The sequence below is a fragment of the Pedobacter sp. GW460-11-11-14-TSB4 genome, assembly GCF_059423705.1.
In genome coordinates, this window is sequence record NZ_JBWKYI010000015.1 from 20,202 (window position 1) to 45,275 (window position 25,074).

The 25,074-nt window shown below is 39.6% G+C and carries 18 protein-coding genes; 5 read left to right on the forward strand and 13 right to left on the reverse strand.

Features of this window, described 5'->3' with window-relative positions; all coding sequences use genetic code 11:
• Nucleotides 1–6 precede the first annotated feature (6 nt).
• Nucleotides 7–3,120, reverse strand: a complete 3,114-nt coding sequence (locus AC07YT_RS15345; protein ID WP_086547386.1) for a SusC/RagA family TonB-linked outer membrane protein — start codon at nt 3,118–3,120, stop codon at nt 7–9.
• Between the two features lie 278 nt (nt 3,121–3,398).
• Nucleotides 3,399–4,307 carry an ROK family protein gene (locus AC07YT_RS15350; protein WP_086547385.1) on the reverse strand — a complete coding sequence of 303 codons (909 nt, stop codon included), beginning with the start codon at nt 4,305–4,307 and terminating at the stop codon, nt 3,399–3,401.
• 142 nt (nt 4,308–4,449) lie between these two features.
• On the opposite strand from AC07YT_RS15350, the gene AC07YT_RS15355 reads away from it, so the two are divergent.
• Genes AC07YT_RS15355 through AC07YT_RS15370 form a run of 4 tightly spaced genes read left to right on the forward strand, consistent with a single transcriptional unit; the run spans nt 4,450 to nt 10,889 of the window.
• Nucleotides 4,450–5,091, forward strand: coding sequence for an RNA polymerase sigma-70 factor (locus tag AC07YT_RS15355; protein ID WP_494945394.1), 642 nt, complete (start codon nt 4,450–4,452; stop codon nt 5,089–5,091).
• Nucleotides 5,092–5,136: 45 nt separating this feature from the next.
• A complete protein-coding gene (locus AC07YT_RS15360) occupies nt 5,137–6,150 on the forward strand; it encodes a FecR domain-containing protein (protein WP_086547383.1) in 1,014 nt (337 codons plus the stop codon).
• A 32-nt stretch (nt 6,151–6,182) separates the two neighbouring features.
• A complete protein-coding gene (locus tag AC07YT_RS15365) occupies nt 6,183–9,284 on the forward strand; it encodes a SusC/RagA family TonB-linked outer membrane protein (RefSeq protein ID WP_086547382.1) in 3,102 nt (1,033 codons plus the stop codon).
• Nucleotides 9,285–9,287: 3 nt separating this feature from the next.
• A complete protein-coding gene (locus AC07YT_RS15370) occupies nt 9,288–10,889 on the forward strand; it encodes a SusD/RagB family nutrient-binding outer membrane lipoprotein (RefSeq protein ID WP_086547381.1) in 1,602 nt (533 codons plus the stop codon).
• A gap of 243 nt (nt 10,890–11,132) precedes the next feature.
• On the opposite strand, the gene AC07YT_RS15375 is transcribed toward AC07YT_RS15370, so the two are convergent.
• From AC07YT_RS15375 to pyrR, 8 genes are all read right to left on the reverse strand, one after another.
• Nucleotides 11,133–11,633, reverse strand: a complete 501-nt coding sequence (locus tag AC07YT_RS15375) for a hypothetical protein (protein ID WP_086547380.1) — start codon at nt 11,631–11,633, stop codon at nt 11,133–11,135.
• 72 nt (nt 11,634–11,705) lie between these two features.
• The gene (locus tag AC07YT_RS15380; RefSeq protein WP_494945395.1) at nt 11,706–12,917 is read right to left on the reverse strand and encodes an erythromycin esterase family protein; all 1,212 of its coding nucleotides are present in this window, start codon (nt 12,915–12,917) and stop codon (nt 11,706–11,708) included.
• A 199-nt stretch (nt 12,918–13,116) separates the two neighbouring features.
• Nucleotides 13,117–13,827, reverse strand: a complete 711-nt coding sequence (locus AC07YT_RS15385; RefSeq protein ID WP_086547378.1) for a hypothetical protein — start codon at nt 13,825–13,827, stop codon at nt 13,117–13,119.
• Between the two features lie 222 nt (nt 13,828–14,049).
• Nucleotides 14,050–14,607, reverse strand: a complete 558-nt coding sequence (locus AC07YT_RS15390) for a hypothetical protein (protein ID WP_086547377.1) — start codon at nt 14,605–14,607, stop codon at nt 14,050–14,052.
• A gap of 105 nt (nt 14,608–14,712) precedes the next feature.
• Complete coding sequence (locus AC07YT_RS15395) at nt 14,713–16,410, reverse strand: porin family protein (protein WP_086547376.1); 1,698 nt, start codon at nt 16,408–16,410, stop codon at nt 14,713–14,715.
• Nucleotides 16,411–16,414: 4 nt separating this feature from the next.
• On the reverse strand, nt 16,415–19,438 hold the full coding sequence (locus AC07YT_RS15400; RefSeq protein WP_086547375.1) for a tetratricopeptide repeat protein: 3,024 nt from the start codon (nt 19,436–19,438) through the stop codon (nt 16,415–16,417).
• Between the two features lie 397 nt (nt 19,439–19,835).
• Nucleotides 19,836–20,765, reverse strand: coding sequence for an aspartate carbamoyltransferase catalytic subunit (locus AC07YT_RS15405; protein ID WP_029279355.1), 930 nt, complete (start codon nt 20,763–20,765; stop codon nt 19,836–19,838).
• A gap of 92 nt (nt 20,766–20,857) precedes the next feature.
• The gene (pyrR, locus tag AC07YT_RS15410) at nt 20,858–21,412 is read right to left on the reverse strand and encodes a bifunctional pyr operon transcriptional regulator/uracil phosphoribosyltransferase PyrR (RefSeq protein ID WP_086547373.1); all 555 of its coding nucleotides are present in this window, start codon (nt 21,410–21,412) and stop codon (nt 20,858–20,860) included.
• Nucleotides 21,413–21,926: 514 nt separating this feature from the next.
• On the opposite strand from pyrR, the gene AC07YT_RS15415 reads away from it, so the two are divergent.
• Nucleotides 21,927–22,328 carry a thiol-disulfide oxidoreductase DCC family protein gene (locus tag AC07YT_RS15415; protein ID WP_086547372.1) on the forward strand — a complete coding sequence of 134 codons (402 nt, stop codon included), beginning with the start codon at nt 21,927–21,929 and terminating at the stop codon, nt 22,326–22,328.
• Here the strand turns inward: AC07YT_RS15415 and AC07YT_RS15420 are convergent.
• The 3 genes from AC07YT_RS15420 to AC07YT_RS15430 form a co-directional block, all read right to left on the reverse strand.
• The gene (locus AC07YT_RS15420) at nt 22,325–22,531 is read right to left on the reverse strand and encodes a hypothetical protein (protein WP_086547371.1); all 207 of its coding nucleotides are present in this window, start codon (nt 22,529–22,531) and stop codon (nt 22,325–22,327) included. The genes AC07YT_RS15415 and AC07YT_RS15420 overlap by 4 nt on opposite strands.
• A gap of 248 nt (nt 22,532–22,779) precedes the next feature.
• Nucleotides 22,780–23,154, reverse strand: coding sequence for a DUF779 domain-containing protein (locus AC07YT_RS15425; protein WP_086549385.1), 375 nt, complete (start codon nt 23,152–23,154; stop codon nt 22,780–22,782).
• A gap of 109 nt (nt 23,155–23,263) precedes the next feature.
• The gene (locus tag AC07YT_RS15430; RefSeq protein ID WP_086547370.1) at nt 23,264–24,769 is read right to left on the reverse strand and encodes an aldehyde dehydrogenase family protein; all 1,506 of its coding nucleotides are present in this window, start codon (nt 24,767–24,769) and stop codon (nt 23,264–23,266) included.
• Between the last annotated feature and the right edge of the window lie 305 nt (nt 24,770–25,074).

Here is a 25,074-nt window from a genome sequence, read left to right on the forward strand (position 1 = left end):
ATAGAATTAAAATGATAAATTTAGATTGAAGCCTAAACTGCGTGTTGCAGGCTGGTTAAAAACATCTACACCAGATAAACCATTGCCGGTAGACATGGTGATTTCAGGATCGAAAGGCGCCTTTTTATAGAAATAAAACAGGTTTCTGCCGGTAACCGAAAATTTAACACTTTTAAACGTTTTGCCAGTTAACGGGAGGGTATAACCCAAAGCAGCCTCTCTTAAACGGACCACTGTAGCGCTATAAATATATTCGCCTGATACGCCTGATCTGCCACCCACAAAAGAATAGTAAGCTTGTGGATTAACCGTTGTAGATACTGCGTTACCTTTTGTATCTACACCATCAATTTTAACGCCGCCTTGAGCCCTGGCATTACCAGTTGCTTCAGATACACCTGCTTCGTCCATTAAGGCTTCGGTAAGTGATAATACCTGACCGCCGAATTTACCATCAACTAAGAAACTTAAGCTGAAATCTTTATAATTGAAACTGTTATTCCATCCCAGTTGGAATTTTGGGTTTGGATTGCCTACGTAGTTAAATTCTTTACTTTTTAGCGGTGTATAGGGCGAAGCAGTTGTTCCATCTCCACCTAATATGATGCGGTTTTGTGCATCTCTTTGTAAAGTATAGCTATAAATATCACCGTAAGAACCACCCACTTTTAGCCTCGAAATATAAGAGGTATTGCCTGCGCCTGTTAAATCTACACTGTTAATTTTATCAGCAGAAGCGATATCGATGATTTTATTCCTGTTTAACGAACCGTTTATTGAGGTATTCCAGTTCAGTCCGTCGCCTTTAACAACATCAGCACCCAAAATAAACTGGAAACCTTTGTTCTCTACATTACCTGCATTCAGATAGCCTGTTGATACCAACGAGGAAGGAGGTGCCACTACAGGGATATACTGGTTTTTGGTATTGGTTTTATAATAGGTAAAGCTGAAATTGATTCTGTTTGACAGGAAACGTAAATCGGTACCCACCTCAAATGATTTCGTTCTTTCAGGTTTTAACTCCCTGAAAGCAGCGTTGGTGTTGAAATTTAATGCACCGTCTGATTTTAAGGTATTTTGAATAAACGTAAGGTATGGCGGAACGGTATTTCCAACTTCTGCATAAGTTCCCCTTAATTTGGCGTAGGTAATGGCCTCAGGAAGTTTGAACATCTGCGAAACAATAAATGATAAACCAACTGATGGATAGAAATAAGAATCGTTTGGTGTATACGATAAGTTAGAAGACCAATCGTTTCTGCCCGTTACCGTTAAGAATGCCCAGTCTTTATACGAGATATTGGCGTTACCAAATACGGCCTGTAGCTGGCTGTGATTTGGAACAATTGGCACTACATTGGTTAAGGTATTTCCGGTAAAAGTACCTGGAAGGGCAACGATAGTATTGGCAGGAGAGAAGAAATCGACTGCCGAAAGGTTACCTGCTAAAGATAAACCTGAAGTTTTCTGGTCATTAATGCTTCCACCGATTAATCCATTCACTTTAAAATCAGAACCACCCATTGGAACGGTAATGTTGGCAATCGCATCTACATATTTTTGTACATAGGTTTGGTTGCTCTGTGCAAAATAACCTGTTCCGGTAGAGTTGAAATTGGTTGCAATACCCGAGTATCTGCGGTTTTCATAATCATCCGTAGTACGATCCATATTTCCCCTTACCTGTACATTTAACCATGGTGCAACATCATATTTAACGCTTCCGCTCAATAAGAAACGGTTACGCACTGATGTATTCGGGTTTAAATTGGTTAACCACCATGGGTTTTGGTTAATATCAGCAGCGCCACCCAGCCAGTTCTGGCGTGCGCCACCTGTATTGCCAGCCAATAAATACTGATCTTTATAAGGGGTAATATCAACACCTCTGGGGAAAAGATATAAACCTAATAACGGATTTAAATACAAACCTAAAGAAGGACTGTTGTTGATGCGTTGATTGATGTAGTTCACACTTCCATCTACCGTTAATTTGTTATCGAAAAACTTAGCTGTTTCGCGAAGGTTTAAATTGTTCCGGTTTAACTTATTGCCTGGCTGAATGCCACTGGCGTAAGTATTGGAGTAAGAAAAATATGTTTGCGCCATTTCCGATCCACCCGAAAGATTTATCGCATTCGAGGTGTTAATTCCTGTTTTGAAAAAATCTTTTAAATTATCAGTCGTATTGCTGATTCCACCACCCCAGCTATCTCTCGTTGTGGTAGATGCAGGTCCGTAACTGTTTTGGAACTTTGGCTCGTAAGCAATATTATCAATGGTCACACCTGATGAAAAACCAATTTCGGCTTTTCCTGCCTTACCTTGTTTGGTGGTAATTAAAATTACACCATTCTGTGCCTGGCTACCGTAAAGGGCTGCGGCTGATGCACCTTCTAAAACAGTGATGCTGGCAATATCATCAGGATTAAGGTTAGAGATACCATCACCACCATCCTGACCACCACCGAACACGCTGTTCTGCTGGCCATTTGCATTTCCATTGTTGCTGATTGGAACCCCATCAATCACATACAAAGGTTGGTTATTGCCACTTACCGAACGGCTTCCCCTCAAAATTACCTTTGCAGAACCACCAACACCCGATGCACTTGGACTAATGGTTAAACCTGCAACCTTTCCATTTAAGGAGTTCATTAAATTTGGACTTTTTACTTTTGACAGTTCATCGCCCGATACCTGTTGTGTATTGTAGGTTAAAGATTTCTCTGATCTTTTTACCCCTAAAGCAGTTACCACAACCGTTTCGAGGTTTTTAGAATCACTGCCTAAAGTAACATCAATGGTGCTTTGGGTGCCTACGGTAACCTCTTTGCTCTGGTAACCGATAAACGAAAATACCAAAACATCACCCGCTTTAGCCGGAATACTGTATTGCCCTGAAGTATTGCTTTGGGTTCCGCCTTGGGCCCCCTTTATTGTAATGGTTACTCCCGGAAGAGTAGCACCCGTTTCGTCTTTTACTGTTCCTTTAATCACATCCTGGTAAACAGAATGGAAAGAAACGGCACGGTTAAAATGATCGTTTGGTGTAGCTGCATACAGGCCTGTGGATGCATAAAGCAATAAGCACGTGAGCTGTAAAGATTTTTTCATATTCATTACGAATAATTTTGAATAAGTATTTGGTTAATTGTTTTTCACCTTAAGGATTCCATCCTGAGGGTTTTATAGATAAGAGTATTTTGCTTACACAAATTGCCTACAAGGAAATTGAATTATTTTTATTTTTTTTTGCAGCCACGGAAACAGTGAAAACATAGATTAGAACATAGGTTATCATTCGTGCTATAAAGATTGCCTGTAGCAGGCAGGCTTCAGCCGATGAAAAATTGGTTTAGCAATGGCGATGCTTCAAGCTCAATCATCCAAAATCAGATTCTTTCGTTTATCTTAGCAAGGCCAACTGCCCAACAACCTGCGGCACCAACCAGCGCGGCATCTTCATTTAGCCTGGAGATGTGGATAGGTGTGGTGATGCCCTGCGATTCGAGGTATTTAATCACATTTGGTACAAAACGGCCGGAAGCATTGGCAATGTTACCGCCAATTACAATCGCTTCCGCAGCATAATCCTGTTGAAATTTTTTGAGGAAAAGACCAAGGTGATGGCCAAATTCCGTAAATATTTTCCGTACCGTCGGGTTCTCATCATAAAGCAAGGTCAGCTCGCGAACATTCAGGATGTTTAATCCTGTAAGTTCGTAATAACGTTTCAAAAACCATCGGGTAGAAAGGTAATCTTCTGCTACACCATTCAAAAAAGGCGAGCACCACAGATTGGCATCTGTAATTTTTCCTTCCACACATATGGCACTCCCCAATCCGGTACCCAATGTAATGCCAATCAGGTTTTGGTAGGCACGGGCTTCGCCTGCAAATACTTCTCCGGCTAAAAAACAAGAGGCATCGTTACTCATCAAAATCTGATCGCGGTTGATCTGCAATTCACCAGCCAGCAGGTCCTTTACGTTTAATCCATAAAAGGCGGCGTACTTATCGTTGCCAGCGATATAGGAGATGCCGTTTTCATAATCGAAAGGCCCGGGCATGGCAATGCCTAAGCGGCCAATTTCTACTCCCGCTTTTTTGTAGGCTGTGCTAATGGCATTACACCAGGTTTGGATGATCTGCTCTGCCGATGCATGCGAGTCGACCCGCTCGCGGGTATAAGTGTTTTTAAGGATATTGCGCTGTTGCATATCGAGTAAGGCAGCAGTAATATGTGAGCCCCCGATATCGATTCCAAGCACATATTGCTCGTTATTTATTGTTTTCTGCATCAAAAGTTCTATAAAATGGTTAGTGTATAAGGTAGAACACCATTAACAAGAATCCTTTTTTTTGACAAACTGCCTACAGGCTTAAAATTTTTTTATGATTTTTTTTTAATTACTTTACATTCGATTTACTAAACTAACCAAGTTGAAAGCAGCTAAGCCAGATCTAGTCGTTTTATGGAATAAGATTTGCCTCGAAAGTGATATCAAATCTTTTGAGCAGCTGTACCGCTTTCTGTATAGCCGGTTAATTAAGTTTTCCGTTTATTATGTGGTGGATAAACAGGTTGCAGAAGATCTTGTAGCCGAGGTATTTGTGAAATGCTGGGAAAACCGTAGCAGCAGTACCCATGTATTAAATCCCGAAAGTTATTTTTTTATCGCCGTTAAAAATCAATCGCTTAAATACCTTAAAAAAAATTCGGCGATTACGTTTATCGATTTAGTTGATGAAAAGGATAATATTTCGGTATCAACCCATACACCAGAATATATTCTCGAAACTAAGGAACTGCATCAGCAGCTCGACCAGGCCATTGCAGGTTTAGCACCACAGGCGGCTACTGTTTTCAGGCTGATAAAAGAAAGCGGAATGAAGTACAAAGAAGTGGCTGAGCTATTGAATATCTCACCCCGGACGGTACAGACTCAATTGTTCAGGGCCATTGCTAAACTTCGTTTGGTATTACAACCATTGAAAGATAGGGGAGCTGATGAAAAAAAACTGGGAAAACTGATCTCCCTGATTATCTTAGCAGGTACGTTATCTTTTTTATATTTTTTGTAGGCAATTTTAACGGAAAAAGGAACATATAATAAAGGACGGAAAAAAATGACAGATCAAAGATTTACAGAATTGCTTGGAAAACAATTGGCCGGTGAAATTTCACCGGATGAATCTGTTGAACTGAAATCTATTTTAGCTGGTAATAGTTCGCTTAGGGCGGAGTATGAACGGTTACAAACTTATTTTGATGCCGAAGCTGTTGAAGATGAAAATATCGACCTGGTTTTTGACCGGATCAAAACCCAGATTAAAGTTTCTGCTGAATCGGGTTTAACGTTTACCAAAAATAAACCTTACAGCATCTGGTTTAAAATTGCTGCGGTGCTGGCTATTTTTATTGCAGGCGTATTGGTTTACAATAGAGAAACCATTTTCTTCAATAAAACAGATCAGTTGCCCCTAACACAGGTATTAACTAAAGCCGCAGAGGTGAAAACCCTTGTACTGGCTGATGGCTCTACTGTAAAAATCAATTCAGGAAGCAGCTTAAAATATCCCGAACATTTTACGGCAGATACGAGGGACGTTTACTTATCTGGTGAGGCATTTTTTGATGTTAAAAAAGATCCTAAACATCCTTTTATTGTGCATACAGAACAGCTGGCTGTAAAAGTACTGGGTACCGCATTTGATGTTAAAGCTTACCAGAACGATGCTTTTACCGAAACCACCTTAATCAGAGGGAAGGTATCCATCTCCCTTAAAAACAATACTGCACAAACTTTTATCTTGAAGCCAAACGATAAATTTACTTTGGCAGGTGGTAAAGCAAGTATGAGCCAGCTCACTCACTTTAATGGTACAGGAGCTGACCGTATATTAGAAACCGCATGGACAAACCACGAGCTCATTTATAAAAACAACAGTTTTGATGAAGTAGCCAAACTATTTGAACGTTGGTATGGCATCAAAATAACCTTTAAAGAACCTGAACTTAAGTCAGTAAGATTTACGGGCCATGTAGATAAAGAAACACTCCCCGAAGCTTTAGAGGTGCTAAAACTGATCGAAAACTTCAATTATTCGATAAAGGGCGAAAATGTATATATCTATCGTTAGCACATACCGTTAAGCCATGTATATTTGTAGCCATGAATTGTGCGCAGAGAATCATATTATTAATTGGATTGATTTTTCCGCTAGGTGTATACGCACAAACCAAGGTTAGCCTAAATTTTACCGAAGCCAGTTTTGAACAGGTAATAGCAGCCATACAAACGCAAACCCTTTACCACTTCGCATACGGCGAATCTAAAATCCCTAAACATCGGGTATCAATCAAAGTTGAAGAAGAAGAGGCCATAAAAGTAATCGATCAACTCCTGCTTGGCAGTGGGTACACTTATTCGGTGCTTCCCAATAATTTAATTGTGATCAGAAAAAACGCCGAAGGAAAAATGGATAGGGATAGTGTTCGTTTTTTAAAAGAGGTCGTGATTACCGCATTGGGTATCGAAAAAGATAATCATAAGGTGGGTTATGCCCTTACCACCATTAAAGGCTCATCTATTACCAAAGCAAGAGAAAGCAACCTGATTATGGCACTGCAGGGCAGGGTTGCCGGACTAAACATTACCGGCGTAAATGGTGGTCCTGGCTCAGCGGCACGGGTGCTCATCAGGGGTGTTTCGAGCATGACTGCCGCTTCTCCGTTATTCATCGTAAATGGTGTACCCATCGATAACAGCATTAGGGGCAGTGCTAATGAATATGGTGGCGCCGATTATGGCGACGGTATCAGCAATATCAACCCAGACGATATCGAAACGATAACCATATTAAAAGGATCGGCCGCTTCGGCTTTATATGGTGCAAGGGCTGCAAATGGCGTAATCCTCATTAACCTGAAAAGCGGAGGAGAGGATACCAAAGCGAAGTTCGAATACAATACGAACCTGTCTTTCGATGTTCCTGTTAATTCAACTGATTTTCAATATTTGTATGGACAAGGCGCTCAAAACAAGCGCCCTGCGGATTTGTACAATGCCATTTCAACCGGTTTATTAAGCTGGGGAGAAATCATGGATGGCAAATTAACCCCTCAGGTAGATGGTTCTATGCGGCCTTATTCTCCTGTGAAAAATAACATTCAGACTTTTTACCGCACAGCTCCGGCATTTATCAATACACTTTCGCTGGTTGGGGGAAATATAAAGAACAATTATCGTGTATCGGTTTCCAATATGGATTATAATTCTGTTTTAACAAACGGGTCTTTAAACCGTAAAACGTTAAATTTTTATGGTACAGTGGCCTTAAGTCCCAAAATATCGCTCAGCTTAACGGGTAATTATATTTACGAATGGAATAAAAACAAGAGTTACCTGAGCGATGGCCCCTTAAACCCTAATTACGGGATTTCTGCCCTGGCCACCAGTTTAGATCAGTCTATTCTGGCACCCGGTTTTGATGCCGCAACAGGTTTCGAAAGCCGTTGGAACGCCGATGAATACAAAACCAATCCTTATTTCCTGATGAACAAACAAGCCGATTATGCCAATCGGAACCGTTATATCTCTTCGGCAGTACTGAAATATCAATTGGCCAGTTGGGCATCCATTCAGGGAAGAATAGGTTACGATTCGAGTAAAGATGAGGTGGTGAGTATTTTACCCACTGGAACTGCTTTTTCTATCAACCGGCAGGGTGGCATAAATGCTTATAACCAGAATCGTACTTCGGAACTGAATAGCGATATCCTGCTGAGTGCCAGCCGTAACCTGAGCGATAAACTGAATCTTGAACTTTCTATGGGCGCCAATTACCGCGAAAGAAAAGGCAACAGCGAAAAGATAATAGGCTCACAGTTTAAAGTCCCTTATTTATATGTTCCCGAAAATCTGATTACCAGCACCAAAACACTGGCCATTTCAAAGATCGTAACGGAATCTGCTTATTACACGGCCGATCTAAGCTATCAGCGTTTTCTTAATTTCTCGGTTACCGGGCGGTACGATATCTATTCTACTTTGCCTGCCAACAATCGCGGTATTTTTGTGCCGGGGATATCAGGCAGTTTTATTTTTTCAGACCTCTTGAAGTGGAAAGGCCTGGATTTCGGTAAACTACGCCTGGATTTTGCCAAAACCAGCGGCGAACCCATTGTTCCCTATACCACACAGATTTATTATACTGTAGATAATCAGGTGAATGGTACGCCTGTAGGTGGCTTTTCAGGCGATCTGCCCAACTACAATTTAAAACCCTTTACCCTGAATGAAATAGAAGCAGGCCTCGATCTGAAGTTTTTCAACAGCCGGCTGGATATTGATTTTACCTATTTCAATCGCATTACCCACAACGAAATCATCAATGCAAAACAGTCTGTAACTACCGGTTTTACCTCGGCCTACGTTAATCTGGGCGAAACCCGCAATGCGGGAATAGAACTTGCACTTGGCTATACACCAATTCTGACCACAACAAGCAAATGGCAGGTTAATTTTAATCTCACCAAGGTGAAAAATACACTACTCTCTATCGATGGCAATAGCAATTATACCCTTACAGGCACCTACAGGCCTTTAAACGCCAATACAGCCTTAGTGGTAGGGAAACCAATTACCCAGATTATGGCTTACGATTACCTGCGCGATCCCAGCGGAAACATCATTATCGGATCGGATGGCATACCTAAACGAGGCAATTTTATCCCCATGGGCGGTACCATGCCTACTTTATATGGTGGCATAACCAATAGTTTTAACTATAAACGGTTTAGCTTTTCCTTCCTGATTGATTACCGTTTCGGCAATAAAATTCTTTCGGCAACTGAATATTATAGCTATGTGCTGGGTTTAAACAAGGCGACCTTAGTGGGCAGGGCGACCGGTATTGTTGCCGAAGGCGTGTTAGAAAACGGTCAAAAGAACACGATTAATGTTCCGGCTTATGCTTATTACCCCGAGCTGGCCACCAACATTTCTACCTTATCGGTGCTTAACGGGAGTTTTATCAAACTGAGGCAAGCGACTTTAGGTTATGCTTTTGATCCGCGTTTTTTGAAAAGAACACCATTTAGCAGTGTGGGGATCGATCTGGTGGCCCGGAATCTGTTTACGCTGCTTAAATACACCAAAAACATCGATCCTGAATCGCAGTTTTCGCCAACATTAGGTTACGCGGGGATAGAAGGCGCCTCGCTACCGGCTACACGTAGCTTTGGAATCAATTTTAACTTTAAATTCAAATAAAGGATGAGCCAGAACAAGTTATATATCATTGGTGTGTTCTTCCTGGTTTTAATGGGCAGTTGTTCTAAAGCAAAGCTGGATGAGATTAATACCGACCCCACCAAACTTACCGAAAACAATTACGATCCGAACAGTTTGCTGGCACAGGCGCAGCTAAAATATGCCAACCTGGGTTATTATCAGCTGCTCTACCAGAGCACCATGATGCAGTTATTGTCTTCTACTTATTACTATTACAACAATGGCGATAAATATATTAATGTAGGTAGCTTCACAGATTATCAGGGCCGCATTTTCGACGAGGGTTATACTGATGCTTCCTACATCAGGGAGATGCAGCGACTGGCCAGATTGAAAGATCCGGTAGCTTATCAAAACCTGATTGCGATAGGTGATATTATGTTTGTGTTGATTTTGCAACGGATTACCGATACCTATGGCGATGTGCCCTACACGCAGGCCGTTAAGGCGATGCAGGGGATTAAATATCCTGTTTACGACCGCCAGGAAGATATTTACAACCAAATGCTGAATGATCTTGAGGCCGCTACAGCACAACTGGATACTGAAAAACCCGGACCTACTGCCGATCTTTTTTACAAAGGCGATATAAGCAAGTGGAAAAAGTTTGGCTACTCGCTAATGCTCAGGATTGCGATGCGTTTAACCAAGGCAGATCCGGAGAAAGCAAAACTTTGGGCAGAGAAAGCTGCTGATAAAACCTTTACCAGTATAAATGACAATGCAATCCTCTTAACCGACGCTTCCTCGTTTAACAGCCAGAACGGAACATCGCTGGCCTTGAGGACCTTTTCTGATTACCTGGAAGTACGTTGGAGTAAAACCTTAATCGATCAGTTAAAAAATACCAACGACCCCAGGCTGGCAGTCGTTGGTGAGGTACCAAAAGACGGACTGACCAGAAATGCCGATCAGAATTTGAGTGGAAATACCGACGCAGCAGTTCAGGTGGGTATGCCTAATGGATATGATCTGCAGGGTGGGACAACTGATATCAGTCGTTCGCCAAACTACCCGGGGGGCACGGGTACCGGAAGCGATTTTGCCCCGCTCGGAAAATACTCCAGACCACGGACTACCATTTACCTTAAACTGGGAGGACCGATTTTTATTTTGAGTTATGCAGAAACTGAATTTTTACTGGCCGAGGCTAAGGTGAGGGGTTGGAATATTAATGGCACGGCTAAACTACATTATACCAACGGATTAACGGGAGCTATACAGTCGCTTGCGCAGTTAGATCCTCTCGCTGCGGTTGATGCCAATAAAATTACCACATTTGTTAACCAGAATCCGCTTGATGAAAGCAGTACACAAAGTGCATTAAACGCCATAAACACCCAATACTGGGTAGCTACGGGCACCAATTTTAATTTTATAGAAGCCTGGTTAAACTGGAAAAGGAGCGATTATCCTAAACTTACCCCGATTAGCTACAAAGGCAACGTTACCAATGGTACCATACCACGCCGGATGATTTACCTATCGACGGAGGTACTGAACAATCCTCAAAACTATAAAGATGCAATAGCCAGGATAGCGGGGGGCGATGTACTTACAGCTAGGGTATGGTGGGATAAGTAATTAATTGTTGGAATGGCTTGAAGCCATAGCCTTGTTGCATACTGCATGTGGCTTGTTGTAGACTGAAGTTGTCTTGTTGCCAATTGCAGTAGTCTTGTTTTACGATGCTGGAGCCTTATTGTAAACTGCATATGCTTTGTTTCTAATTGCAGGAGTGTTGTTGTGAACTTCAGGTGCTTTGTTGCAAATTAAAGAAGCGTTATTGTAAATTACCAGCGATTTCTAGCGTTGGAGCGAGCAGATTTAAAACTCATACATATTGTTTTCGCGCAAGTTTTCAATTGCAAGTTTAGCGTCGGCTGTTAAGGTGTGGCGCAAACGCGTTTCTTCTTCAATTGCTAACAAAGGCTTATATCCATACTGACTAAAAAATAAGCTGGTATGCGCCTGATAATCGGTTAAAAAATGAGTTAATGAGGTTACATCTGCATCAAAACCTTCACTTTCAAAGTTAAACTGACACGAACTTTTGTAAGAGATAAATACCTCGTCTCCAATTGAAAATGAAACGTTAACATCCCACGTGTTTGGGCCAGTTGGGCTAACAATTTCTTTATCATCTGTAACCGTTTCTACACAGTAAAGGATCTCAAAGGAGATGAACATTGTATTTGTTTCTCCAATTTTTTCTCCGGTAATTTCAAAGCCAGATTGATAATCGTAAGATGTTTTGCTTTCCTTTATATATTGATCATTGTAGATGTATTCATTTATTGTGATGGGCTGTACATTAAATATTTTCATAGGGGTGTATTCTAAAGGAATTGATGATGTTGTTTTGTGAAACTATTGGCGTAAAAAGCGGTTTTTTAGAATTTATTTAACCACCAAGGCACAAGGATACATCTCCCGAATATAAAAAATGCCATCGTAAATATCCGTCCACGATGCAGAATCAGTAAAATGATACACACCTTTCATCAGAAAATGTTTTTTATTGCCTGGATTTTCTTCACGAAACTGCTTAAAGTTTACAAAAGAATAGGGTACAGTTTCAGGAATCCAGGTTTCGAAACTGTCTTTCGCTGGTGGCTCTGCAGCATATTTTTTTTCGATGGTAACTAAACCTGAGGTTCCAACTCTGGAGTTAAAACCTAAGATATAAGTTTGTTCATTAAGCTGTGGATCTGCTGTGAAAAAATTGCCCATCGTTTTCATCTCATCTCCAGTATGCCGTTTCGATTTTTTTATGAGTTCGGGATGTTTGAGGATATGCGCATTATGCGCCCAGACAATTATTTTTTCTTTTGGAAACTTGTATTTTAAGAGCCATTTTAAATTCTCAGCCATTTGTTTATCTCTAATTTGGTTATAATCACCACCCTTGTTCAAAAAAGAAATCTCACTTTTGGTTAAAGCATTTAAGCTTTTAAGTAACATGGTTTCAAAAGTCGTAGTATCAGTTACCGAAAGTTCGCGGTTAATTTGGAGTAATGCTTCCTTAAAATTTCGCTGTTTTTGAAGATTTTTATTATACGTTATTGAGTCGATAAAGGAAAGAAAATCTACTTTATATTTTTCAGTGTTCGTGTAATTTATCTTTTTACTTTTCAGATAATTATCAAGAAATGTTTTCAGCTTTTCTTTGCTATAAAGCCCATGTACCTGATTATCGAAACCAGATATGATAAGTGGATTTTTATCTCTGAATGTTTTTGGTACATATTGATACAAAAGGTCATCGCAGGAATTACACTTAGTCCATACACTAAAAATATTATTTAAGAGGAAAGGATCAATTTTAGACTTTTGTTTTTCCAGCCGATCCCAGCCCTCATTCAATGCAAAAAAGTCACTCTCAAAGGCCAAAACATTGAATCCTTTCTTTTCGTGAAGATATTTAATCAATCTTGTTTTCGCTAAAAAAGCTGGTGAGTCGCCATGATCTTGTTCGCCCATCATGACTACTCTCGAATCACCAATTGCCTGGCCAATAGCTTCCAATTCAGAAAAATTAGTCGAATCTGGCGATATGGTTTTGATATCCACCCGGTTTTCTGTTACAAACTGTTTTATGTCTTTCTGCACGCAAGCTGAAAAAACAATTGAGATAAATGCAAATACTAATAATCGGTTTAACATATTTGATCAGTTGAAAATTGAAAGATATAATTTTTATGCTTATCACTGTATAATTAATTACCAGTTCAAAAAAAATAGGCCATCTTTATTCAGATAACCTATTAAAAAAATTAAAAGAGATAATCATTTTGGACAGCTATATTGACTAAGGCATTTTTCTAAATGTTAATGCTAAAATATGTTTACGTTCCGGATGATCAGTACTTAATGATGCCTTAATATAATTTTTAACCCCAAATACCGTTTCTACCAAACCAATCTGGGCTGCATAAAAAATGGTGTGTCGTTTTTTTCGGGCATCGTCTAAAGGAGTTTTAGCTACAGCTACCGATGTAATGCTACTTTCCATTGCGCTAAGCAATGTCTGTAAAGATTTAATACTGATAACTGTTTCTTTTGGCTCATAAACGTGGCTGGTAATTAAAACCTCAATATATTGTTTTAAATTTTCGACTTTACTGTCGTAAGAGAGGCGTGTTCGGGTGGGAGTAGAAGAATCACCTGTACTCAAAACTTTTTTTCTTACCTGACCCCTCAAATGATCAGCAATCGTTTTGGCGGTTTGTAGTGCTGCAGGATTAGCTATCGCCGCCTTTAAATAATTATAGCTTCTGGTAATTAGCTTATTTAAGGGTTTAAAAATGAGTTCCTGCTCATCAACGGCTTTGCTGTAAACTGGCAGCAGTTGGTTCACCACCCGCATGGCATCGTCGGCATTTTTTGATAACAGTTCTAATGCCTTTATTTCATACATGGCTTTTGGTGGTTGGTAATCAGTTCCCAAGGTTTTTAACCTAATAATTAAATCTTTCAAATTGGCCGAATTTTTTGCATAGCCGGTTTCTGAGCTCAACATAAGCTTTTTTAATTTAGTTAAACATGAAATAATTCTGGGGATGATTAGGCTTTTGATTTAAAGCCGTATGTAATAATACGAAATATTCTGAATAGAAATATGATCTCTTTCAGCGTTTCTATAAAAATTATGAGGAAGCCCCTAACAAAAAAAACGATTTGATAGGGGGTAGATATTAAAGATGTGGTTAATCGAAAAGCTTTAATTATACGTCAATTTTTCTCAAATTTTACTGACCAGTTTCAGCGTTTTTAAGTCGTAAATTAAAATTTCGCTTTTATCAGTTTTGTCGTACTTGTTATTGTTGTTGGTGTCAGTGTGTCCTGTTACAACCATCGTTCCTGTTTGTTTATTCACAACCCAGGTTCTTACGAAGAGTTTATTATCTGTTAACTGTGTTCTTTTTTGTCCGTCGGGAGATAAGATGATAATCTGTTTCGGGTCGTTCCAGTCAATTCCCTTTTTTTCGTCAAGGTCGATCGTTTGAGCAGAAATAATAATGTGGTTAATCCCTAGGTTATCAATCTTCACCTGTTCAATTTTTTCGAAATAACCATCAGCCGGGAAATCTACCTGTTTGCTTTGTCCGTTTTTAGTATTAATGAACAACAGGTATTTGTTTTTGGCATCAGCTACTTTTCCCCAATTTTCAACGCTTGCAATCACATAATCTGTCCCTTCAACTTCTGTTAATTTATTAAAATGAGTATAGTTGTTTTTATCCTGACCGTAAGAAGTCAAGGCCAAAATAGTTAAGATGGTTGTGAATATTTGTTTCATGCCAGGTTTTTTTGAGGTTCGCTATGTTTCTATTTAATGATAAACAAAATACGCCTTTAAGTTTAACTTAAAGGCGTATAACGCATTAAAAATAAATTTTATTTCTTAAAAGGAGTAAGTCAAACCACCAAAAATATTAAATCCGTTTGCCTGATAATACAAATATCTGCTGTAGTTGGTATTTAAGATATTGTTTGCTTTGGCAAAAACAGAGAATTTTTTGTTGATGCGGTAATCAGCACCAAGGCCTAAATCAACATAACCCTTCACTGTTTTAATTTCCTCTATTAATGGATTTGGCACCACATATTGTGCAGGATTAACCGGATTAGAAATGTTTACTTTTGCTTTAATATCGTCCTGGATAACCACACCTGCGTTAAAGCTTAGTTTTTTATTGTAGGTATAAACAAAGTTCGAACTTACTTTTAAACCTGGTTTAAACCACGAATAAGTCTCGGCAGCAGGCTTCCAATCGTCGATGTTTAATTTACCTGTCCATTTTAAGGCATCGCTTACCTGAACAGAAATTTCACCTTCTAAACCTGTTAATTTCGTTTTGCCGAAATCATATATTACATCAAATTTGTTAAAATCAGTAAAGTTGTTGATGAACAAAGGCATATCATCAAACTGTTTTACATATACCCGTGCTTTGTAACCAAAACCCGGTCCACCGGTACCTTTAATACCAGCACTGAAACTTAACTTTTCAACCGTGTTTCTCACCACGATATTGCTGTTTAACCAGGGGTTTTCATCCGTAAAGCCTTTTAGGGAGTTTCTGTTGACATCACCTTTAACTTCTCCAAAAACCTGTAGATAATCAGGAATTAAAGTGAAATCGGCCGTAACGGCAGGGAAGATTTTAGAGCTGCTGAATGCACCAAATTCCTGTACGAAATTAATCCCTGCAGTAATTTTAGCACCTTTAACCTGTAAACGGATGTATGGATTTAAACGCAGGAGGTTATTACCAACACTGGTTAAAGCATCTTTGCTGTTACCAAATTCGGTTGAGGCGGCTAAGCCTAAGTTTAACGAATTAATGCGTTTATTTACATAACCGTTTAAGCTCAGGTAGTTTTCTTTAGCGCTGAATTTATCATTCCAGATATAAGCATTGGCTTTTAATGCATAACTAAAGGCATCTTCATCTTCGGTAAAGTTTTTTACCAGTTCGCCTTCCAGTTCAATGGTGGTTAAAGCTTGTTTATCAGGGTTAGGATTTAGCGTAGGCCTGGTATCATCTATGCCATAAAAGTAAGTACCATTGCGCTCAAAATTGATGCGGCCACTCACGGTATTTTGTTCTAAGATACTACGGCCAAAAATGCTTAACTGTTGATTGCTGCTGTTTTGTTTATTCAGCTTTCCTTCCTGACTAAAATGTTTAAAGTATCCGCCAACCTGTAAACCTTCATCTTTACCGGTATTAAAATAAGCTTCGCCTAAAAGTGTAGCCAGCGATCCGAACGCACCTTTTACATAATTATTTACTAAAATGCTTTCTTTTTCTTCGGCTAAGGCCTGTGCCTGTAACTTCTGGATATCACTGTTCAACTCCAGCTTTCTATCCAAAATGCTGTAGTTCAATTTTGCTTTGTAAGTTTTAACATCATCCAGATTCGGACTTCTTCTTAGCTTTACAGCCTCGGCCAAAATTGGTTTGTACGGGCGCACTACTTCAATCTCTTCGTTTACCACCCCTTTTTCCTCAGTTTTTTTATCCTGCGCCTGAGCAGTCATTAATCCAGCAGCTAAAAAAAACAGTGAACTATATATATATTTAATCGATTTCATAATGCTACTTCTTCTGGTTTAGTTTTTCTAGTTTTTCTTTGGCCGTAGGGATGATATCATCCTTGCCTTCGTAATTATCAATTATACTGAGAAGTGTACTTTTTGCCTGTAAATTGTCTTTCAGGGCTACATAATTATCAGATAAAAGGATAAATGCCTTCGCTACCCAGTAATCGTAAGCAGCCATGTTGTTAACCAGATCGAAACAGGTTTTAGATGAGGTTTTGAAATCACCTTTGTTGTATTCCAATAAAGCCAGATTGTATTTGGCTTCTGCTGCAGCAATGGTTTTTGTTTTGGCCACTACATTTTTAAATTCTTTAATGGCTGTGGTGGTATCACCTTTTAACAAGTAAGCTTTACCAGAGTATAAACTCGAACTGTTTTTTTCTTCTTCTGAAGCTTTTTCCGATTCTTTGGTCAATTGTGCATATTTAAGCATGTCATCAGGCATGTTTAAGGCCGTGTAAGCCTTTAACAAATTGTTGATGGCAAAACTATAGTGCGATTTGTAATCGGTTGTAGTTTCTAATCTTTTCAGGTAAACAATCGCCTCGTTATATTTCTTTTGGTTTAAGAAAAGCTGAGAGATGCTCACCAAAGAACGCTCGGTATAATCGCTTGTCCAGTCGTTTAAGATAAACTCGTAATCTGGAATGGCTTCATCCGGACGACCTAATTTAACCAGCGATTCTGCCCTGATAAATTTGGCTTCTTTTTCGTGGTTGGCTTTAGGGAATTTATCAAAATAAGCATTTACAGCCTGGAATGCACCGTTGGCATCGCCCTTTAAATAAGTATTATTGGCTGCGGCAAAAACGATGTTATCCTGTTCTGAACCGGAGTAATTTCCAAGTGGGGTGGTAGCGGCATAAGCAATAAAACCATTCGCATCGCCACGGTCTACATAGATGTTCTTGATCGATTCCATGGCCTGTTTAGCTTCGTCGGCAGTTGGATAATCACGGATTACCTTTTTGAACGATTCTAAAGCAGCATCATCCTGATCCTGGTTATATTGTACCAAACCAATGGTAACCAAAGCTTTTGCTACATAACTACTGCGCGGATATTTAGCAACCAATTCTACCAGATCTGATTTAGATTTATCAAAATCGCCTTTGTTGAAATAGGTATAAGCCGTTTCGAAGCCGGCATCATCTGCATAGTTTGAGTTTGGAAAAGCCTTTAATAAACTCTGCATGGTTGCAATTTTTGCATCGTACTGGTTTTCCAGCCCCTGGATCATTCCTTTCTGGAAAGTGGCATAATCTTCTGATGTGGTGTTGCGGCTGATGATTTTGTTATAATTAGCCATTGCATCGCCATAGTTTTTGTTTACGAAATAAGAATCGGCTAAACGAATGGTGGCATCATCAATGGTTTTTTGGTCTTTATCATTACCAGTCAGGAATTTTTCGAAATAATTGGCAGCCTTGCTGTATTTCTCATCTTCGAAAGCCGCATATGCCAGGGCATAATTCGCGAAATTATAAACACCGGTTTTATCGGCATCGGGCATCTTCAGGAATTTCTCGAAGGTGGTAACCGCTTCGCCAAACTTACGCAGCTCGTACATCGATTCAGCTTTCCAGTAGGTGTTTAAAGCATTAATTTCATTGTCTTCTGGGAACTTCTCAGAACGTAAAAACATTGATAATGCATTAGGGAAAGCCCTTTCGTTATAAAACTCTAATCCGCGGAAATAGGTTACCTTCTGGTAAGCTTCTTTCGCTTCAAGGTTTTTATCCGGAATGGGTTCTAAAATATCTACAGCTGCCTGATAGTTTTTGGTGGTTAATAAAACCTCGCCTAATAAAGTTTTCGCTTCGTTTATTTTACGCGATTTTGGGAAAGTTTTTAAGAAACCCTGCGTGGCCTCTAAAGCCTGTTGGTGGAATTCTAATTCGTAACTTAATTTGGCATAATTTAACCAGGCTTCTTCCTGTATCCCTTTGTCAAAACTTAAACGCGATGCCCTGAAAAAAGCACTCTGCGCTTTTGGTTTATCGCCCAATTGAATAAAGGCTTTACCCAAAGTATGCATACCATTTTGAAGGTAAACATCATCGGTATTTAGTTTTTCTAAAACGGCAACCGATTCTTTGTACTTTTTATTCTGGAACAAAGAATATCCGTATTGGTAAATGAAGAGGTTATTCTTGGTTTCGCTTTTATCTTTTGCGTAATATTCGGCGAAATACTTTTCAGCATTTTTAAATTCCGATTTTGCAAAATAAGATGCGGCAACCAAACTCAGCATTTCTGGTTCGAACTGCTGCTTGGTTTTTTGAATAGCTGCCAAAGCATAGCTGATTACATCATCGTAACGCTCGTCAAGATAGTACATCGAAGTGATGTAGTATGGATAACTGGCCTCGTAAGTAGGAGAGCCTTTTAACTTTTCGAAGTTGGCCAATGCCGTTTTATACTCTTTATTTAAGTAATTGATATAAGCAAAGTAGTAGGTGGCACTTTCCTGAAAATCGCCTTCTTCTTTTTTAACTTTTTCGAATAAAGGTTCTGCCTTGTCGTAATCTTTAAGTTCGAAATAAGCGTAACCTTGTTTAAACTGGTATTCGTTTCTTTGTTTGCCCGAAAGGGTAGAAGGATCTGTTTTTTCGAACCATTCTAAAGCTTTTTTATAGTTTTTCTGGTTGAAATAAGTTTTTCCAACGTAGAAATAAGCCAGTTTGGTGTTCGGGTTTAACGGATAATCGCGTATAAATGCCTGAAACAAACTTTCGGCATCGCTGTTGGTTAACTCCAGCGCACAAACGGCGGCATAAAATTTGGCATTCTCTTTCAGTAAAGATAATTCAGCGTTGCTCTCCGTTTGGGTAGAAGGTTTATAACGTTGCAGCTCAACAAGTTTAAACTGTTGCGCAGCTGCAGTGTATTTTTCTTTGTCTAATAATTCTAAGCCCGTTTGATAGTTTTTGTTGAGGTTTTGCACAGCGCTAACCTGAGCGTAGGTGCTAAAACTTCCTGCTAAAATTAGCGGAATTAGTAGGTATTTTTTCTGCATTGGTTTCAAATATGGTTGGTACTAAATTAGAAATAGTATCAAAGCTTATCAACAGAAGTAATTAACATCTGTTAATAACACAAATTAACGACAGGATTTTTGGTTTGGTATTAAGGGCTGAACGAATGTGGAAAAGTTAGGTTCATTGGTCATTAGTAATTGGTAGATTGACCGCCTAGTGTGAGATTGCTCTTCTTGGTTAACTGGTTAATTGTTTAAATTGGTTAACTGTATTGTAGTAATTGTTAAATTGTTGGGGATTGTTAAATTGCCATATTTCACTATGAAATCTTGAACTATATCAAACCATCAACCAATGCAGCTGATTACTCTGAACTTAGGACTTCCGACTCCAGACTAATGACTTCGGACTCAAGACTAAGAACTCCAAACTAACCTACCCCTGACTTGCCAATAGATACAGCACCGCCATCCTCACGGCCACTCCGTTTTCTACCTGTTCAAGAATGATTGATTGTTTGCTGTCGGCTACATCACTGGTAATCTCCACGCCTCTGTTTATGGGGCCTGGGTGCATGACAATGATTTCTTTATCGAGGTTATCTAAGATCTGTTTGTTTAAGCCGTACATCATGGCATATTCCCTTAAAGATGGGAAATATTTAATGTCCTGACGCTCCAGCTGGATGCGTAGCATGTTGGCTACATCGCACCAGTTCAGGGCTTTAATTAGGTTATGCTCAACCTTTACTCCAAGTTGGTGGATGTGTTTTGGGATTAAAGTGGTAGGCCCGCAAACCATTACCTCTGCGCCTAAACGCTGCAGGCAAAGGATGTTTGAAATGGCTACACGCGAGTGCAGGATGTCGCCTACAATGACTACTTTTTTGCCCGCTACATCGCCCAGTTTCTGGCGGATAGAGAAGGCATCAAGTAAGGCCTGTGTCGGGTGCTCGTGGGCACCATCTCCGGCATTTACAATCTGGGCCTTTACATGTTTACTTAAAAACTGACCAGCACCAGCATAAGGATGACGCATTACCACCATATCCACTTTCATCGATAAGATGTTGTTTACGGTATCGATCAGGGTTTCGCCCTTGCTTACTGATGAAGATGAGGCCGCAAAATTAACCACATCGGCCGAAAGCCTTTTTTCGGCAAGTTCGAATGAAAGTTTGGTACGGGTAGAGTTTTCGAAAAAGATATTGGCAATCGTAATATCACGAAGTGAAGGAACCTTTTTTATCGGTCTGTTAATCACTTCCTTGAAATTATCTGCAGTTTCGAAAATCAATTCGATATCATTCCGGTTAATATCTTTAATGCCTAAAAGATGTCGGGTTGATAGTTTTTCTGCTGCCATTTTTATTTATTATTTTTATCTGTTTATTATATCGTTTAAATTGTCAGATAGAGCTTCCATGCCAAAATAATTATTCTGGAAGGTGTCTACGCTCATTTTGGCAAGGGCGGTTCCGATATTAAAATCACTTTGTCTTCACTTCCTTCACTCGCCCAGGTTACTTTTACCTGTTGTGAGTTTAAGCTATCTACCTGATGCCCAATGTAATCGGGTTCAATAGGTAAATGTCTGCTAAACCTGCGGTCTATTAAAACCAAAAGTTCCACTTTCTCCGGGCGGCCATAAGCAAGCAGGGCATCAAGTGCGGCCCTAATGGTTCTGCCAGTCCAAAGTACGTCGTCAATTAAGATTACTTTTTTGCCTTCGATGATAAAATCGATCGAGTTGCTGCTCGCAGTAACCAGTCCGTCTTTACGGCGGAAATCATCCCTAAAGAAAGTAATATCAAGGTTTCCCTTTAAAATTTTCTTGTTTTTAAGGATAAGCTGAAGATCCTGATGTATGCGATCTGCCAGAAAAATACCCCGTGGCTGGATGCCAATTAAAACGGTATTCGCGAAATCGTCGTGGTTTTCAATTAATTGATGGCAGAGCCTCTTAATTGTAATCTGAATTTTTTGTCCGTCAAGAAGTGTTTTCTTTTGCATTGAAGAAGGATTGGGCAAATATATAAAAATGTTTTAAGGTAAGAAAGTTGAATGGAGATTGTTTTAACGTTTTATAGTTAAATTGTTCTTTATCAAAATGTAAATGCATAAAATAAATTTTTATAGGCAGAGAGATTAAAGACCAAAGCAGAAAGACCAAAGGTCAATTTGTTTGATCATAGTTTTGGCGTTATCATTTATGCCTTTAAGCTTTAGTCTTTCCGCTTCTAGCTCATTCAGACTTTCTATTTTCAGCTTAAATTTGAAAAGCAAAGACTGTTTTTTATTCTAATGTGCGTCCGGCTGTACACTATAGTCCCGGTTTTCAACCGCGAGCTGCCGTTTCCATCCGGTTTAGATGGCCTTTTTTTTGCAGTTATTGAGGGCAAAAACCAAAACGCTGTATTGATCAAAGATCCAATTTTTTGCATGTGGATTGTTCTGCTAATCAATTCATCTTTATTAGACATTCCTCAGATATTTATCTTATTAAAAAGCTTTATTTTTATAGCATATGATCCAGCAACCAATAATCTTTTTCGATGGCGTTTGTAATCTGTGCAATGCATCGGTTCAGTTTGTTATTGCACACGATAAAAAAGACCAATTCAAATTTACTGCATTACAGGGCGATTACGCCAAAGAAGTTTTGTCAAAATTTAACGATGATCCTCAGCAGTTAAATACCATTTTGTTACTGCAAGAAGGGAGGCTTTACACCAAATCATCAGCCGCATTACGGGTAGCCGGAAAACTTAATGGATTGATTCCGCTTCTTTATGTATTTCTCCTGGTTCCTAAATTTATCCGTGATTGGTTTTACGACATTATTGCCAAAAACCGTTACCAATGGTGGGGCAGGCAGGAAAGTTGTTGGGTGCCAACACCCGAATTGAAAAGTAAGTTTATCGCTTAGTGTTGCTGATCATTTTTCTTTCTGCCCGGCGACCAAAGCCAAAGTGTTAAAATAATTAACGGAATAGTGATACTTAAGGCAATTACAATCATGATCGCTTTTTGCTTAACCATGTCTGCCTCAGTGGAAGTAAATACGTATACCGTTTCTTTGATGGCAAATAAGGTAATGATGGTAGAAAGGACGGCAAATAGTTTACGCATGGTTTAATTTTTAATGCAAAGATTGCATTAATTTTCAAAATTACGTAAGTCTTCAATGGAAGTTATTTTTAGCCAGATTTGATTAGTGAATAACTACAAGACAGATCGTTTAAAGCCTAATGTCTGGTTCGTGGTCAGGGGTTTTTTAGCATGGTAGATGCTGAAATAAATTCAGCATGACGAAACAGTAATCAAAAAAGGTCAGCCGGATTTCTCCAAACTGACCTGTGTTTACCAACTAACAATATTTATTCTGCCGTTTTAACGGGCTCAAGGTCTTTTAGTTCTTCTCCGGAGAACAGTCTGTAGTGAATTTTAAATGTTTTTTGAAGCGGGGTTTCTAAAGAAAAACCACCCACGCCAAATCCATCCAGCACATCTAAAGTAAAGTGCGAGAATTTCCAGTATTCGAAAAGATCCCGGTCTACCCAAAACTCACAGCCTTCTATTTCACCCAAACAAACATCGCGCATCCGCAGGTAATAGCCTCCTTTTTCGAAACATTGTGGCTGTGTACCCTCGCAACATCCACCAGCCTGGTAAAACATCAGTTCTCCGTGTTTTTCTTTAAGTACGGCAATCAGCTCTTTTGCTTTTTCTGTACTGTCTATACGCTTGATCATGATCTGTTTTTTAGGTTGAAATGGATTTTTTTTTGAAAACCGCAGATCTTTAAGACCTGCGGTAATCGACAAAATCAGCGGAACTAGATTTGTAAATCTTTATTTCCTGTTAAAAGAAACCTAATTTATTTTTATCGTAAGAAATGAGCATGTTTTTAGTCTGGCGGTAGTGTCCCAACATCATTTTATGGTTTTCTCTACCCACACCCGATTGTTTGTAGCCACCAAAAGGCGCACCAGCAGGGTAAGCGTGGTATTGGTTAACCCAAACACGGCCAGCCTGAATGGCTCTTGGCACCTGGTAAAGCTCATGTGCATCGCGGGTCCATACACCAGCACCTAAACCATACAAAGTGTCGTTTGCAATTTCAATGGCTTCTTCAACTGTTTTAAAGGTTGTAACGGCCAATACCGGACCGAAAATTTCTTCCTGGAAAATCCTCATTTTGTTGTGACCTTTAAAGATGGTTGGTTTAATGTAATAGCCACCACCCAATTCGCCAGGTAGTTCATTAATTTCTCCCCCGGTTAAAACTTCAGCACCTTCTTCTTTACCTAACTTAATGTAAGCGGCAATTTTTTCGAACTGGATTTTGGAGGCCTGGGCACCCATCATCACCGTTCTATCCAGCGGACTGCCTATTTTTATTGCTTTGGTTCGCTCAATTACCTTTGCAATAAATTTTTCGTAAATATCTTCCTGGATCAATAAACGAGATGGGCAGGTACAGATTTCGCCCTGGTTTAAGGCAAACATTACCGCTCCTTCTACCGCTTTATCTAAAAAGGCATCATCTTCGGCCATTACCGAGCTGAAGAAAATGTTAGGCGATTTTCCACCAAGTTCCAGTGTAACGGGTATTATATTTTCGGTTGCATATTGCATGACCAATCTGCCCGTAGGGGTAGAGCCCGTAAAGGCAGCTTTCGAAACTTTTGGATTCGTAACCAATGCACGGCCAAGTTCTGAACCAAATCCGTTTACCACATTTACCACGCCCGGGGGCAATAAATCGCCGATTAATTCCATTAAAACCATAATCGAAACTGGGGTACTTTCTGCTGGTTTTAAAACCACGCAGTTGCCGGCAGCCAGGGCAGGAGCCAGTTTCCAGATGCCCATTAATAATGGAAAATTCCAGGGAATAATCTGGGCCACTACACCAATTGGTTCGTGTACAATTAAAGAAACGGTATTCTGATCGAGTTCTGATAATGAACCTTCTTCTGCACGGATGACCCCTGCAAAGTACCTGAAGTGGTCTACACCCAGCGGTAAATCTGCTGCTAAGGTTTCTCTAACCGCTTTTCCGTTATCTATGGTTTCAACTGCTGCCAGATATTCGAGGTTATCTTCCATCCGTTGTGCAATCTTGTTTAAAATGATGCTTCTTTCGGTAGAAGAGGTTTTGCTCCAGGTTTTAAATGCTTCGTGGGCAGCATCAACGGCTAACTCTAAATCTTCTTTGGTAGAGTGTGCTGCTTTGGTAAAAACTTTGCCATCAATCGGTGAAATATTATCGAAGTAAGCCCCTTTAACAGGTGCTACAAATTTCCCCCCGATATAGTTATCGTACTGCGGTTTGAATGATGGTTTCTCAATTAAATTTTCCATAATTATTATTGATTATTGAATGCTTAAAAACCATCATGAGCGGTTTAGGTATAGGATTTTAAAGCGATTGCTCATCATGATTTTTGCGGTTATAAGATTTGGTTAATACAAACCTAATGGCAAAGCAGATGGAGCAGATAGTATAATCGAATCAATTGATAGCACTATTGTTTCAGCTTATGTAACCATATTGAAACGCTAAACGATCTTAGACCCAGCCAGCGAAGATTGAGGCTTGTGTAGCTGTAATAGGTGTTTTGGACGTGAGGTATAAACAGATGAAATAATTATATTTGATTTATAGC

Excerpts from the sequence above, each read along its gene's own strand:
- AC07YT_RS15345 (WP_086547386.1), bottom strand. The coding sequence starts at position 3,120 with ATGAAAAAATCTTTACAGCTCACGTGCTTATTGCTTTATGCATCCACA.
- AC07YT_RS15350 (WP_086547385.1), bottom strand. The coding sequence starts at position 4,307 with ATGCAGAAAACAATAAATAACGAGCAATATGTGCTTGGAATCGATATC.
- AC07YT_RS15360 (WP_086547383.1), top strand. The coding sequence starts at position 5,137 with ATGACAGATCAAAGATTTACAGAATTGCTTGGAAAACAATTGGCCGGT.
- AC07YT_RS15365 (WP_086547382.1), top strand. The coding sequence starts at position 6,183 with ATGAATTGTGCGCAGAGAATCATATTATTAATTGGATTGATTTTTCCG.
- AC07YT_RS15370 (WP_086547381.1), top strand. The coding sequence starts at position 9,288 with ATGAGCCAGAACAAGTTATATATCATTGGTGTGTTCTTCCTGGTTTTA.
- AC07YT_RS15375 (WP_086547380.1), bottom strand. The coding sequence starts at position 11,633 with ATGAAAATATTTAATGTACAGCCCATCACAATAAATGAATACATCTAC.
- AC07YT_RS15385 (WP_086547378.1), bottom strand. The coding sequence starts at position 13,827 with ATGTTGAGCTCAGAAACCGGCTATGCAAAAAATTCGGCCAATTTGAAA.
- AC07YT_RS15390 (WP_086547377.1), bottom strand. The coding sequence starts at position 14,607 with ATGAAACAAATATTCACAACCATCTTAACTATTTTGGCCTTGACTTCT.
- AC07YT_RS15395 (WP_086547376.1), bottom strand. The coding sequence starts at position 16,410 with ATGAAATCGATTAAATATATATATAGTTCACTGTTTTTTTTAGCTGCT.
- AC07YT_RS15400 (WP_086547375.1), bottom strand. The coding sequence starts at position 19,438 with ATGCAGAAAAAATACCTACTAATTCCGCTAATTTTAGCAGGAAGTTTT.
- AC07YT_RS15405 (WP_029279355.1), bottom strand. The coding sequence starts at position 20,765 with ATGGCAGCAGAAAAACTATCAACCCGACATCTTTTAGGCATTAAAGAT.
- pyrR (WP_086547373.1), bottom strand. The coding sequence starts at position 21,412 with ATGCAAAAGAAAACACTTCTTGACGGACAAAAAATTCAGATTACAATT.
- AC07YT_RS15415 (WP_086547372.1), top strand. The coding sequence starts at position 21,927 with ATGATCCAGCAACCAATAATCTTTTTCGATGGCGTTTGTAATCTGTGC.
- AC07YT_RS15420 (WP_086547371.1), bottom strand. The coding sequence starts at position 22,531 with ATGCGTAAACTATTTGCCGTCCTTTCTACCATCATTACCTTATTTGCC.
- AC07YT_RS15425 (WP_086549385.1), bottom strand. The coding sequence starts at position 23,154 with ATGATCAAGCGTATAGACAGTACAGAAAAAGCAAAAGAGCTGATTGCC.
- AC07YT_RS15430 (WP_086547370.1), bottom strand. The coding sequence starts at position 24,769 with ATGGAAAATTTAATTGAGAAACCATCATTCAAACCGCAGTACGATAAC.